The sequence below is a fragment of the Pseudoduganella sp. GW821-FHT11H04 genome, from assembly GCF_058807935.1.
On record NZ_JBXARE010000001.1, the window covers coordinates 410877 to 423730 of the forward strand.

12 protein-coding genes and 2 tRNA genes are annotated in these 12854 nt (G+C 55.7%); 10 read left to right on the plus strand and 4 right to left on the minus strand.

Going from position 1 to position 12854, the window contains the following annotated elements; genetic code table 11:
• Nucleotides 1-18 precede the first annotated feature (18 nt).
• From AC1RTP_RS02020 to AC1RTP_RS02040, 5 genes are all read left to right on the plus strand, one after another.
• Entirely contained in the window at nt 19-1221 is a 1203-nt protein-coding gene (locus AC1RTP_RS02020) for an amino acid aminotransferase (protein WP_498604338.1), read from the plus strand.
• 37 nt (nt 1222-1258) lie between these two features.
• A tRNA-Asn gene (locus AC1RTP_RS02025) sits at nt 1259-1334 on the plus strand.
• A gap of 108 nt (nt 1335-1442) precedes the next feature.
• Nucleotides 1443-1712, plus strand: coding sequence for a type II toxin-antitoxin system RelE/ParE family toxin (locus tag AC1RTP_RS02030; RefSeq protein WP_498604339.1), 270 nt, complete (start codon nt 1443-1445; stop codon nt 1710-1712).
• A 16-nt stretch (nt 1713-1728) separates the two neighbouring features.
• Nucleotides 1729-2034, plus strand: coding sequence for a HigA family addiction module antitoxin (locus AC1RTP_RS02035; RefSeq protein WP_498604340.1), 306 nt, complete (start codon nt 1729-1731; stop codon nt 2032-2034).
• Nucleotides 2035-2188: 154 nt separating this feature from the next.
• On the plus strand, nt 2189-3787 hold the full coding sequence (locus AC1RTP_RS02040; RefSeq protein ID WP_498604341.1) for a DUF4955 domain-containing protein: 1599 nt from the start codon (nt 2189-2191) through the stop codon (nt 3785-3787).
• 32 nt (nt 3788-3819) lie between these two features.
• On the opposite strand, the gene AC1RTP_RS02045 is transcribed toward AC1RTP_RS02040, so the two are convergent.
• The gene (locus AC1RTP_RS02045) at nt 3820-5274 is read right to left on the minus strand and encodes a serine hydrolase (RefSeq protein WP_498604342.1); all 1455 of its coding nucleotides are present in this window, start codon (nt 5272-5274) and stop codon (nt 3820-3822) included.
• A 121-nt stretch (nt 5275-5395) separates the two neighbouring features.
• On the opposite strand from AC1RTP_RS02045, the gene AC1RTP_RS02050 reads away from it, so the two are divergent.
• From AC1RTP_RS02050 to AC1RTP_RS02065, 4 genes are all read left to right on the plus strand, one after another.
• Nucleotides 5396-7267: a phospholipase D-like domain-containing protein gene (locus AC1RTP_RS02050; RefSeq protein ID WP_498604343.1), complete on the plus strand. Its 1872-nt coding sequence runs from the start codon at nt 5396-5398 to the stop codon at nt 7265-7267.
• A gap of 17 nt (nt 7268-7284) precedes the next feature.
• Nucleotides 7285-8562, plus strand: a complete 1278-nt coding sequence (locus tag AC1RTP_RS02055) for a hypothetical protein (RefSeq protein ID WP_498604345.1) — start codon at nt 7285-7287, stop codon at nt 8560-8562.
• A 119-nt stretch (nt 8563-8681) separates the two neighbouring features.
• A complete protein-coding gene (locus AC1RTP_RS02060; RefSeq protein WP_498604346.1) occupies nt 8682-9371 on the plus strand; it encodes a DUF3334 family protein in 690 nt (229 codons plus the stop codon).
• A 52-nt stretch (nt 9372-9423) separates the two neighbouring features.
• Nucleotides 9424-9499, plus strand: a tRNA-Asn gene (locus AC1RTP_RS02065).
• A gap of 244 nt (nt 9500-9743) precedes the next feature.
• Here AC1RTP_RS02065 and AC1RTP_RS02070 read toward each other — a convergent pair.
• A complete protein-coding gene (locus AC1RTP_RS02070) occupies nt 9744-10097 on the minus strand; it encodes an HNH endonuclease (protein ID WP_498604348.1) in 354 nt (117 codons plus the stop codon).
• 286 nt (nt 10098-10383) lie between these two features.
• On the opposite strand from AC1RTP_RS02070, the gene AC1RTP_RS02075 reads away from it, so the two are divergent.
• On the plus strand, nt 10384-11163 hold the full coding sequence (locus AC1RTP_RS02075; protein ID WP_498604349.1) for a Swt1 family HEPN domain-containing protein: 780 nt from the start codon (nt 10384-10386) through the stop codon (nt 11161-11163).
• A 221-nt stretch (nt 11164-11384) separates the two neighbouring features.
• On the opposite strand, the gene AC1RTP_RS02080 is transcribed toward AC1RTP_RS02075, so the two are convergent.
• Together AC1RTP_RS02080 and AC1RTP_RS02085 are read right to left on the minus strand one after the other, a co-directional pair.
• Nucleotides 11385-11828: a hypothetical protein gene (locus AC1RTP_RS02080; protein ID WP_498604350.1), complete on the minus strand. Its 444-nt coding sequence runs from the start codon at nt 11826-11828 to the stop codon at nt 11385-11387.
• 228 nt (nt 11829-12056) lie between these two features.
• Nucleotides 12057-12854, minus strand: a complete 798-nt coding sequence (locus AC1RTP_RS02085) for a hypothetical protein (protein ID WP_498604352.1) — start codon at nt 12852-12854, stop codon at nt 12057-12059.

Below are 12854 nucleotides of genomic sequence, written 5' to 3' on the forward strand. Positions count from 1 at the left end.
AACGTTACCAATTTAATCATGACGACCTCTTCCGTTTTCAGCGCCATCGAGATGGCCCCGCGCGACCCGATCCTCGGCATCACCGAAGCCTTTAATGCAGACACTAACCCAGCGAAAATTAACCTGGGCGTAGGTGTCTATTATGACGACAATGGCAAAGTGCCGCTGCTGAAGTGCGTGGAAAAGGCGGAAGCAATCCTGATCGAGCAGCACGCCCCGCGTACCTACCTGCCGATCGAAGGCCTGGCAGCTTACGACAAGGCTGTGCAAGAGCTGGTATTTGGTGCCGACAGCGCCGTAATTCAAGAGAAACGTGCCGTGACCGTGCAGGCACTGGGCGGCACCGGCGCGCTGAAAATCGGCGCCGACTTCCTGAAGCGTTTCTCCCCGGAATCCGAGGTTTACATCAGCAACCCAAGCTGGGAAAACCACCGCGCCCTGTTCGAAAGCGCCGGTTTCAAAGTCAATAACTACGCTTACTACGACGAGACCACCCATGGCGTGAACTTCGCCGCCATGCTGGCCGAAATCAAAGCTATGCCACGTGGTTCCATCGTGCTGCTGCACGCTTGCTGCCACAACCCAACCGGCGCCGACCTGACCCAGGGCCAATGGGATGAAGTGATCGCCGCTGTCGTCGCGGGCGGCTTGGTGCCGTTCCTGGACATGGCTTACCAGGGCTTTGGCGCCGGCATCGCAGAAGACGGCGCTGTGGTACGCCGCTTCGCCGCTACCGGCGTGGCGCTGCTGGTGTCGAACTCCTTCTCCAAGTCCTTCTCGCTGTACGGCGAGCGTGTGGGCGCCCTGAGCGTCGTGGCTGCATCCTCCGAAGAAGCTGCACGCCTGCTGTCGCAGCTGAAGCGCGTTGTGCGCACCAACTACTCCAACCCACCGGTCCACGGCGGCAAGGTCGTGGCAACCGCCCTGGCAACCCCGGAACTGCGCCAGATGTGGGAAGACGAACTGGCCGGCATGCGCGTACGTATCAAGGAAATGCGCGAAGCCTTCGTGCAGAAGCTGAAAGCCAAGGCCCCAGGCCACGATTTCGACTTCGTGCGTGAGCAGGTTGGCATGTTCTCCTACTCCGGCCTGAGCAAGGAGCAGGTAGGCAAACTGCGCGAACAGTCGATCTACGCTGTGGATACCGGCCGCATCTGCGTCGCAGCGCTGAATTCGAAGAATATTGATGTGGTAGTTGACGCCATCGCCAAGGTACTTTAATATGCTGCTCTCTGATCGCAACGCGGTCAGAGAATGATCCCTGATAGCTCAGTCGGTAGAGCGACGGACTGTTAATCCGCAGGTCCCTGGTTCGAGTCCAGGTCGGGGAGCCAGAATATAGAAAAGCCCAGCCTTCACAGGTTGGGCTTTTTGCTTTTCAGGCACGCAATTCTCAAGGCAACCAAGTTGACCGTTATCCGGATAACGGATAACATGAATCCATGTCAATCCAGTCCTTTGCGTGTCCAGACACCGAGGCCCTCTTCACAACAGGCAAGAGCCGGCGCTTTGCCAACATTAAGAGCGTCGCCGAACGTAAGCTGGCCCAGCTCGACGCGGCGCCATCGGTGAACTTTATGAAAGTACCACCTGGTAATGATTTGAAGGAATATAACGGCGCTTGGCACGTGCGTATCAACGATCAGTGGCGATTGAGTTTCATGTGGGGCGCAAATGGCCCTTGTGACGTTCGGATCGAAGATCCTCATTAGTATGGAGTAGTACATCATGTTCAAGAATGGAATGCGACCAATCCATCCAGGTGAAATTTTGATGGAGGACTACATTAAACCTATGGGTGTCAGCGTTCGCGCTGTAGCCTTGGCGTTGCGCGTTCCCTATTCCCGCCTCAGTGAAATTACCAAGGGCCAGCGCGGTGTGACGGCAGATACGGCCTTGCGTCTGGAACGGTATTTTGGCAGCGAGGCACAAGGGTGGATGAACCTGCAAAGTGCGTACGACCTTCGTGTGGCCGAGACATTGGCAGGTAATGCAATCGCGAAAGAGATCGAACCGCTCGCGCAGGAGGCATAGACCACCGAACTGTTCATCCGCAGGTCCCTGGTTCGAGTCCAGGTCGGGGAGTCAGACTCTAGAAAAGCCCATCAGCCTGTACGCGATCTTGAGCGCGTACAGGCTGATGGGCTTTTTGCTTTTCAGGTCCGCCTAAGTATGGTAACGTTATCTCATGAAAAAATCTCTCCTTTGTCTTCTGTTGCTTACTTGTGCTCCTTTCGTATGGGCTGAAGGGATTAGCCCGGAAGCGCAGCGACCCTACATCGATTTTTCCTGGGCTGGGGCCCATTACGGCGAGCGGGGGATATCGCCGGTCAATACTACGATCTTCAAGGTGGCCGACTTTGGCGCAGTCGCGGGCGATGCGCTGGACGATACGGATGCGATCCAGCGTGCCATCGACGCGGCCAGTGCGGCCGGTGGCGGCATTGTGCAGTTCGAGCCTGGGACCTATTTTCTCAATAGCGGACATACGCCCAAGCGCCTGATTGTTTCTGCCAGCAACGTAGTGCTGCGCGGGGCCAACGCGGGTCAGACCCATTTCAAGATGGTGAATGCGCTGGCTCCAGCCGACCCAAAACAGTTGTGGGCCGCGCCGGCCCTTGTGACTTTTACTCCCGGCAAAGGTCAGCTAGGTCCGGCGTGGACGCTGGCGGCGCCGGCGCGCATTGGCGACACTCGACTCGTATTGTCGTCCGCCGTCGCGCTCCAGCCGGGCGATTTCGTGCGTGTCGAGATGCAGAGCATGGCCGCAAACGCCAGCTACCTCGAAGGTAAGGCGACGCGCAAGATCTGGAGCAAGATCAACAGCCAGGGCGTCAAAGTATTGGAGACGCATGAGGTTGCCAGCGTCGATGGCGCAATACTGTACCTGAAGACACCGTTGACGACGGCCATTGACCTACGGCTCCCGTGGACTGTGCGCAAAGTCCCGGTGCTGCGCAATGTGGGCTTTGAAGGCATTCGGGTCGAAGGTGGCTTCAATGAGCCGTTTGTCCATCATAAGAATGCTTACCACGACTCCGGTTTCTGCGGAGTCGAACTGGATCAGACTGTCCATTCCTGGGTGCTTCGCAACCAGTTCGAGAATGTCACGCAGCCTGCCGTGATCCATGCTGGAGCCGCCAATACGATCATGCTGAACACGATCGCTGGCAATCGCGGTCATCTTAGTTTTGCCGCCACCTTTTCCACGTATAGCTTGATCGGGTTGAACATCGATGCGACGGCGGAAGGCCAGTGGCATGGCGTCGGCGCCTCACATCAGTCGACAGGTTCTGTGTTTTGGCGGGATGTAGCGCCGAACTCGCGCGGCATCGATTCGCATGCCAACTTCGTGCGCAATTCGCTGTTTGATGCGATTGAGAGCCGCGGCATGTGGGGCCAGGGCGGGAACTATGCTGATTTGCCCAATCACTTAGCTGGCTTGGTAATCTGGAACTTCCACCAGACCGGGCAGCTCGCTCCAGGCGAGAGCAGCACGTTTGATTTCTGGGACCTGCCTGATTCGGACACGAAGCAGTACGGTCCATACACGGCGGTTAATCCCGTGCTCGTTGGTTATGTTGGGCCATATTCCGGAGTGAGCATGGCAAATATGGGTAGTGTTGAAAGCATGGGCCGCCACGTTGCGCCTGAATCGCTGTACGAGGCGCAACTGGAGCGGCGCCTTGGCGAGCTTCCGGCCTGGCTGGTCTCTGCGAAGCAAGAGTGGGCGGCTCTACTTAAGGCTAAGTTGGGGCGGCGCGATCCGAAGCTTGGAGGGCAATGAGTGGCAAGCGATGGATGACACGCCCCCGAGCCTTACTGCTGCTGGGCTTTGATCAGCATTTCCTTTGCGTTGGTATTGTTCGGATCCAGCTCAATGGCGCGCTTGTAAGCGGTCGCGGAGCTGGCCTTGTCGCCCGCCATCAGGTATAGCTCTCCCAGCGAGTCGTACAGGTTGCCGTCCTGCGGAAAGAGGGTGATGGCGCGCTTAAGGATGGCGATGCCGGTTGTTCCACGGCTGGCCTCCGCATATTGATAGGCCAGGCGATTCAGCCCGTCGCCGCTTTCAGGCTTGCCGCTGCGGGCCTGCATGGCATCGAAGTGCGCGAATGCCGCCTCATCGCCAACGCGTCGGATTTCGGCCGCCAGCAGCTCGTGCAAGACGGGCTTGGGAGGCGCGACAGGGACGCCATACATCGCGTTGGTGAAATCGCTGCGCATGCGGTAGATCTCAGGGCCCTTATTGCCATTGCCTTCGTTGAGGAAGATCACCACCAGCTTGCCTTCCTCTGGATAGCGCGTAACCAGCGTGCGGAAGCCGTTACCGTTGCCGCCGTGCTCGTGCACCAGGCGCGGTTTGCCCGCAATGGTGCGCGTGCCGATCATCCAGCCGTAGCCGTAACCGAGATCTCCCCACACGTCGTCTTTGATGTAGGGCGTGAACATCAGGCGTTTTGATTCGGGCTTGAGCAGGGCGTCGCCAGCCAGCGCACGATCGAGCTTGAAGAAGTCGCCCGTGGTGCTGGCTACGCCGCCGCCGGCGCCGATGTTGGGAATCCAGAGCGGATCGGCGGGACGGTATTCGCCCAGCACGCGCACATAGCCTGAAGCCCGGCGCGGGATGATGCGGTCCGGCGCGTCATAAGCCGAGCGCTGCATGCCGAGCGGGCGCAGGATCATGCTGTCCAGTGCTTCGCCATAGGTCTTACCGGTTTGCTTTTCGATGACCCAGCCAAGCAGCGTGTAGTTCGAGCTGCTGTAGTGGGCCTGGCTTCCCGGCTCGAATTCCAGCGGGCGATTCATAATGGCGAGGAAGTCGGCCTTCGGGACTTTTTCGCCCAGGCGATTGGCCCAGAAGCCTGGGAAGTTCGCGTAATCGACGATTCCGGACGTGTGGTTCAACAATTGGTGCAGTGTGACGCGCTTGCCGGTTTCCGCGTTCAGTTCCGGCACGTATTTGCCAATCGGGTCGTCGAGCCGCAGCTTGCCTTGTTCGGCCAGTTGCATGACGAGCGTGGCTGTGAATTGCTTGGTCAGCGAGGCGACGCGGAAGACGGTGTCCGTGGTGTGGGGGATTTGCCATTCGCGATTCGCGAGGCCGAAAGCGCGGTGGTAAATCACCTTGCCGTGATCGGCGACGAGGACCGAGCCGTCAAGCTGGCCGAGTGCGTGATATTGCTTGGCGATGCGGTCAATGTCCGCAGTGCGGTCGGCTTTGGCGGGAACCGCTACAAAAAAGGCCAGTGCCAGGGTGGTATAAATTTTTTTCATGCGGCAACAATAGCACACAGCTAAGTTTGCCCTTGAAACCCTGGCTGTCGCACTCAGTGGGGAAATGCGAAGTTTGACAATTATCAAGAAGTATATTTTTTGCACTTGACGCAGCCCGGCATTGACGGGTTGCTCGCGCCCAACGTACTTTTACTGCCGGGACTGGCGCCGTCCTGTTGTTTCCAATCGTTCCCCCTTCGCGGTCTGGGATGGGGATTTCGTTTGCCGTCAACAGGAGCGTTTTATGCGATTCAAGTCAGATTTGGTCGACGGGTACCGAGTGTATGCCGTGGCCGGCACAGATGCTGTCAGTTTTGCGATCGATTCGAGCGAAGCTAAAACAAAGGGACTTCTCGGTTTCGCAATCGAACGGCGGGACATGACGGAAAACGAGAGTTACTACTTGTATGGCTATAAGACTTTCCGGTCGACGGCACCAGCGCCTGGTGTGGCGGTACGCACCGACGAGCATCCCGTGCAAAGCTTCGTGTATGACGACTTGACCGCTAAGCCGGACCATCAATACGAATACATTTTCCATCCACTTAAAGGAACTCCAGCTGGCCTGGAACCTGCCGCGAAGCCGATCCACTTGAAGGTGGAGACCGAACTGGAATTCTCCGAAGATGAGCACGATATCTTCTTCAACCGCGGTGTCGCAGGGAGCCAGGCGTATGAGCGCAAGTTCGGTAATCTGAGCCCGAAAGCATTGCGTGCAAAGGGGGAAGTCGAGCGCGCCGACGAAGCCTTGAAATGGCTTGCCAGGTCGCTGGAAGAGGCGATTATCCGCTTCATAGATGCGGCGCAACCCGGTGACACTTTACTGGGTTGCTTCTATGAATTTAAATACATGCCGGTGCTGCAGGCACTGCGGCGCGCACAGAATGAGCGGAACGTTGACGTCAAGTTGATTGTCGATGAAAAGGCAAACGCGGAGGATGAGCCGCGCGCAGCCAATCTGGACGCGATCGAGAAAAGCCGCCTGGAAGGGGTGATCCCACGAGAGGCACGCCCAAGCGCGATTCAACACAACAAGTTCATGGTGCTGGTACGTGATGGAGAGCCCCTCGAAGTCTGGACTGGTTCGACCAACCTGTCCGATGGCGGGATCCATGGCCAAGCTAATGTGGGGCATTGGCTGCGTAACTCTGCGGTGGCGCAGCGCTTTGCGGACTATTGGGACCTGCTATCGCGCGATCCGGGAGCAAAAGCCGAGGATGCAGGCGCCGATGCGCGCAAGCAGAACGATGCGCTGCGTCGCTACGTCGCCGAGATCGATGGCGCCGGCGCCGATTGGACCAAGTATCCGCAAGGTGTCACTCCGATCTTCAGCCCGCGTCCTGGCCTGGTCGTTCTTCAGATGTATGCCGACTTGCTGGATAGCGCGCAAGACCTAGCCTGCATTACGCTCGCCTTCGGCGTCAACGAAGAGTTCAAGACCCGTCTCGCGAATAACGACAGTTCGAATGCGCTGACGTTCCTCCTGCTGGAGAAAAAGGATGCGGCTGCAAAGGGCAAGGAAGAAAGCTTTATACGACTAAAGCCGGAGAACAATACATATATGGCCTATGGCTCCGTCATCGAAGACCCGATTTACCAGTGGGCCCAGGAGGTCTCCGCCAAACAGTTGAAGCTGAATGTCAACGTCGGCTTCATTCACTCCAAATTCCTGTTGAAAGACCCCTTGGGCGACGACCCGATCGTCATCACCGGCTCGGCAAATTTCTCGGCGAACTCCACACGGGAGAACGATGAAAACATGCTGTTCATCCGCGGCAACAGGCGTGTGGCCGACATCTACTTCACGGAATTCAATCGCCTGTTCAACCACTACTATTTCCGCTCGACCCGCAAAGAGGCGCAAGATCCGCAAGACCAGGAAGCGAAGGCGTCGCTGGAGTTGAGCGAAAACGATAGCTGGTTGACGAAATACAGGGCGGGCAGCCTGCGCGCCAAACGGGTGCAGGCATTCATGAAGATGGCAATCAAATAGGGCGAAAGGAGGACGGCATGAACATCTATCAGGCGATATGGGACGCTGACCAAAAAGGCAACGGCGTCAGGCCTGTATTGGCGAACGCGCATGAAAGGCTGGACGAGGTGCAAGGCTTTGTCAAAGTGGTGGCACAGACAAATTTGGGTGAGGGTGGTGCGGTCGAGGACCATAAACTGCTGCCCAGCGTATTCATTCCACAGCAGAAGATGCACACCTATGACCTGGCGCGCGCCCTGTTCGACAACTATGCGCTCGACGAGCAGGACCTTGAAACGGAGACTCCTCGCGAGCGGGAAGAGGTCCACGAACTACTGCAAGCTGTCGTCGACACGCCGCCCATGCTGGTGGCGCGCCAATACGTGGAGCAGGCGACGGGTACGGCAATCAGCAATGCGCGCTGGTATTCGACCTTGCTGGAGATGTGGTTCCGGACATTCGCCGGCGGCGGCGATCCGGCATTGTCCGGCTTCGAACATGTGTTCGTCGGTGAGCAGCAAGGGCCGAAAGTACAGGGCTACCATTTCTGGTACAAGTACTGGCTGGACGACGGCATGGAGCCGCTCGCCGATTTGCCATTCCCCGGCTTCCGCAACGACCGCATTGTCTATGTGCGTGGACTGGAGAACAACGGCCAGGAACAATTTCCTGAATCGGTGACGATCTCCTATAAATGGATGGCACCGGATTATGATCGCAAGAAACTGCGTCCGCTGACCAAGCCGACCGGTGGGTTCTTTGTCGGCTGTAGCGTGGAAGGCCTGATGGCACTGGGAACCTTGCGAGCCCACCTCGGCGCACGCGCTCCCAAGGAAGCCATCATCAACGGCGCGCGCTACGACCTGAAGCTGTTCCGTAGCGATGACAATCAGCATATCCGTACTTTCTACCCCGTCTACCTTGGACCTGGCGCGGATGTGCAGACCGATACCCAGCCAAACATCCCGGTGGAGCAGGTTGACAGCGGCAAGGTGCGAATCCTTGCTGCTCTGGTGAATCCCGTTGGAGAGGACCAGGGGCAGGAACGCATCATCCTTGCGAACGGCGGCTTGACTGACGTGTCGCTGGCGAACTGCGTGCTGCGTGACGCTGGAAAACACCGCTTGGCGATTCCCGCTGGGGCGGAAACGATACCCGCCGGGGCAAGTGTGACCATCAATTTGCCTAAGGGGTCGTTTGCGCTATCGAACAAGGGCGGGGAAATCAGCTTGCTCGACGGTCAGAATAAGCTCTTGCACCGTGTCAGTTACTCCAAGGCGCAAGCCAATGTCGAAGGGCGGCTGATTTACTTCTGAATGATTGAGTGCGCCACGATAGCCGAACTGTGTCTGGCTATCGTGGCAGATTATGCTTTTAAGGTGGAATCAGTTATTCTTCAAGATATCCAATAGATCCAATCCGGAGCATTTGAAGAATGATTACAAAAGAAGAGCGGGTGGTGTACGGCACCGAAGACCTGCTGACGACTCTTTGCTCGTCCGTTACCCGCGTGCTGAACGTGGCGTCGCAAAGCCGGATTACCTACTCGGCCATGGTCCAGCGCATCACCAAGGTGGGCCTGAAGCCTGATATCGGCTGCTTCGTGCTGTTCGATGGCGGCTTTACCGGCCTGGTGGTGCTGAACTTCTCGGCTGAAGCGGCGATGGAAATCTATGAGCGCTATATGCTCAGCATGGGCATGCCGAAGTCGGAGCTGGCCAGTTCCTTCACTTCAGACGAAGTGGCGAACATCATGGGCGAATTGATGAACCAGATCGTCGGCGACTTCACCGGCAAGGTGCGCAGCGAGCTGCAGACCAATATCACCCAGAACCAGCCGAAGATGCTGGTGCTGAACAAACAGGTGACCCTGAGCGTCGATACCCCGCTGGATCGCCCTGAAATGCGCCGCGTGTCCTTCTTCACCGAGCGTAACAACATCTTCTATCTCGAGCTGGCGATCGACCGCACCGAGTTTATTAAATTGCATGATTTCGAGAAGAGCGTAGTCGAGGACCCGGATACTCTGCTGGAGCGCGAGCAAGCCGCCCAGAAGGATGCCGCACCGGCCGCGGCGATTTCCTCCGACGATGCAGACGAACTTTTGAAGTCCCTGGGCATGTGATTTAAAATGGGCTTTGCAAACGCCTGAACGGCAGTTATAATATTGCCTCTTTTCCCTGATAGCTCAGTCGGTAGAGCGACGGACTGTTAATCCGCAGGTCCCTGGTTCGAGTCCAGGTCGGGGAGCCAGAATTCAGCAGTATGCCAAGAACCCAGCCCTAACCCGGTTGGGTTTTTGCTTTTCAGGGTCCGTTTATTTGGGCATAGTGGCCCGTGGTGCGGCGCTTGGCTAGTGGGGGTGGGGGAGGCCATGGGGCTGGGCTTCGTGGGCGCAGCGGGGTGGAGGACTCAACTGGTGGGTGTGACTTGCAGAACCCTCTATGGTGACCGCCCGAATTAGGGAAAGCAATATCTTTGACGTTGGGGCGGGAGTTTAATGGGTCACCTTCTTGCTCATAGCCAAGGGATGGCCTCGTCCTAACGAAATGAGCTTTATGACCCGCAGTTTATAAGTGGCGTGGTCCGGTGCCTTATTTTGACGGTGAAGATGACGCATCGAGTTACACCAGACACAAGCAGCAACTATGTTGTCGGCTATATTTTTTCCGCCATCCTTTCGAGCGACGAGATGTTCAGCCGTGCATCTCAAGTGTTTCGCTAGTCGGAGCGGCATTTTGTGGGCGAGTGAAAAGCCTTCAAAGTCCGAATCCCAGATTGGATATTGGCAGTAGTAGCAGCGATGATTCTGCTTTTCGAATGCGTGCTGACGTAATTTTTTTGCGCTCATAGGAAGTCACTTGTTTAAACAAGCAAAATCCCTGGAGATGCTTCAAGCATCATGCAGGCGTCGAGGTTAGACCAATCGACGGTGCATTGGCTCAGCCTAATGCGGTCAGGGGCTGCGGTTCCTGAGCATCTGTACTTTACTTCGAAGCCGACGCCATTGCAATCGCATTTTCGGTCGTCGATTTTGGTCAATTGCAGACGCTCCTAAGCTAGGCGCTCGTTGCCTCTTGAGAACACACAAACACCGTACTATGATACAGCTTTAATTTTGAGGCAATTCGAAATATATGGATATTTCACAGGCAATTCGCGACGCAGAAAATTCGCTTCGTGATTTGATAAGTGACCTCTTGCAGGCGAAATATGGTCTGACCTGGGAATCGAAAATTGGCATAACTGATGATCGTCGAGAGCGTTGGGAGGCTCGACTAGAGGCAGAAGAAAAGCGCTCTCGTGGCGCGCCAATCGAACCGAGGCTGCTGTACTACTCGGACTTCTACGATTTGTGGCAAATTCTGAAGAAAAACTGGGATGTTTTCAAGGATGTTTTCGGTGATCAAAAAACGCTAGAGGTTTGGATGGCCGAGCTAGAAAGATTGCGGGATCCGAACGCACACAATCGTGATTTGCTTCCCTATCAGAGGCACTTAGCAATTGGAATATCAGGTGATATAAGAGCTCGGATTATTCGCTATAGGAAGAAGATGGACAACGTTGATGATTACTTTCCAAAGATTGAAAGTGCCCGAGATTCTGTAGGTAACTCATGGCCCTCGAAAAATTCCTCGATTAATAAGCCAACTGTTCGGGTTGGTGATGAGATCGAGTTTGTTGTTACAGCTACTGACCCAATGGGGCAGCCTATGCAGTATGGATACTATTGGCACCCTGGGCGGGATGAGCAATGGACAGATTCGAATGCATTTACGCTGCGTGTGCCCGAGCACATCATGGGCAAAATGAAGGAACTTCACGTGCGCGTCCGTAGCTTGCGACAAGACAAAGCTCACGGCACTTACGATGACTTTAAGATGTTTCATTACGACGTGTTGCCGAAAAAAATGTAACGTGATCTGATTGTTTCAAGAAAGTCCCAGCCCTAACCCGGTTGGGTTTTTGCGTTTCAGGGGCCGTTTATTTGCGCATAGTGGGCCGTGGTGAGGCGCTTGCGGGGCTGGGATGGGGTAGGCCATTGGGCTGGGCTTTGAGGGCGCAGCGGGGCAGCTTTGCGGATTCGGTCTTTGGCGCACCCGAGAGGGACGGACTCTTCGATCTTACTTCTTGCCCATTACGTTGATTTGGCCAGTTTGATTCCCGCATTCTTGAGTCGATCAGGATCAATTTTCGATCGATTGAGCTTGTTGAGATGAAGGGTTTCTTCCTGTGTGTGTAGAGCAAGTTGGAAATATTCCTTCACAAAGTCCGTGAAGGCGTCGTCGTTTAGGCCAGCCTCAATTCTCTCGATTGCCAACCTCGTGAGTGCGCGATGTGGGGTGCCATGTTCAATAAGTACCTTCTCGCCTACTTCATGAGCAGCCCGCGCATTTACGGAAAACTCCGCGTTGGGATGTTCTCGCAGATTGTTGATATGAGACAAGCCTGGATAGCAGAGCCGTAGGCCAAGAATATTGAGGATGCGCTCGGCGCTATGAATAGTCCCCCCGTTGTCAGTGAAGCCAGACTCGAGCATCTGCTTGCGAAGCGCCGCCGCTAAGCGGAACATCGCAATCAACTTGGTAGGCTCGTACTTGCCTGTAGATCTCGTCGAAGATTCTTGGTCTGTTAATTTACGCATAGTGGGCCGTGGCGAGGCTTTTGGGTGTTGGGGATTGGGGAGGCCATGGGGCGGGGCTTCGGTGGCGCAGCGGGGCAGCTTTGCAGACTCAGTCTTCGGGCAGTCGTGAGGGACTTCCGGACACATGGAGTTGGGTTGCCGCGCACACTTTGGTAGGAGGGGATGTCACGAGCCTGTTGCGGCCTTAACTGCGTTCCCGATCAAAGGCGCTAGTTGCTGAGCAAAGGTGATCGCCGCCGAAAAGCCGCCTGCAATCTTGCCTACTTTTCCAACCTTGTCAGCGGCTTCCGTTAGATAGCTACGTTGAGCTTCATTCAAATTGGGCTCAGCGGCTCGAAGCGTATCACCTACGCTTGAGATTTCTGAAACCGCATTTCTGCACGCTCTTTGTAAGGACGTTGTACCTTCAAAACTAGCGGCTACCACACCATTCTCTAAGTCTTTTAATAACTGCTCGAGAAACTCGTGTACTGCGAGTGGGAAGTGCATTCCAATTAGACGCGCCTTTAGGGCCATGATGTCATTCAGGACCTGCGCGACCTCCACTTCATTCGGTGATTGTTCGGATGATGGTAAGACGTTTGCAGCCCAGCCAAGCGCCAAAGGATATTCGGGCGAAATAACTTTAGGGAAATTCGTGAGTACTTGACGAAGGTTTGTCATCGATCCCAAGGCGGAATTTGCTTCCGCAATGGGCCCAAATAGTTCCGCTGTTACGCTTGGATGTTCACTCAGCGCTTTAAGGATTGCCTGCTGCTGTTTGCGAAGCGAGGTTAATGCTGCACGAACCAAATCGTGGTGATCGGGATCTAGCGGGTTGTACGCTTTAATGCCTGCTGCATTTGCAAACGCAATATCAGCATGTTGATTCGCGTGAGGCAATGCGTTTAGGATGAACTGTCGACATCTCCAGGCAGAGTTGCTTGGCGGCGTGGTTACGTGCATTTCAGCGTGTATTTTCAC

Bases quoted from the DNA above. Each gene is read 5' to 3' on its own strand.
- AC1RTP_RS02055 (WP_498604345.1), top strand. From the start codon at position 7,285: ATGAACATCTATCAGGCGATATGGGACGCTGACCAAAAAGGCAACGGC.
- AC1RTP_RS02040 (WP_498604341.1), top strand. From the start codon at position 2,189: ATGAAAAAATCTCTCCTTTGTCTTCTGTTGCTTACTTGTGCTCCTTTC.
- AC1RTP_RS02020 (WP_498604338.1), top strand. From the start codon at position 19: ATGACGACCTCTTCCGTTTTCAGCGCCATCGAGATGGCCCCGCGCGAC.
- AC1RTP_RS02045 (WP_498604342.1), bottom strand. From the start codon at position 5,274: ATGAAAAAAATTTATACCACCCTGGCACTGGCCTTTTTTGTAGCGGTT.
- AC1RTP_RS02060 (WP_498604346.1), top strand. From the start codon at position 8,682: ATGATTACAAAAGAAGAGCGGGTGGTGTACGGCACCGAAGACCTGCTG.
- AC1RTP_RS02035 (WP_498604340.1), top strand. From the start codon at position 1,729: ATGTTCAAGAATGGAATGCGACCAATCCATCCAGGTGAAATTTTGATG.
- AC1RTP_RS02070 (WP_498604348.1), bottom strand. From the start codon at position 10,097: ATGAGCGCAAAAAAATTACGTCAGCACGCATTCGAAAAGCAGAATCAT.
- AC1RTP_RS02030 (WP_498604339.1), top strand. From the start codon at position 1,443: ATGTCAATCCAGTCCTTTGCGTGTCCAGACACCGAGGCCCTCTTCACA.
- AC1RTP_RS02075 (WP_498604349.1), top strand. From the start codon at position 10,384: ATGGATATTTCACAGGCAATTCGCGACGCAGAAAATTCGCTTCGTGAT.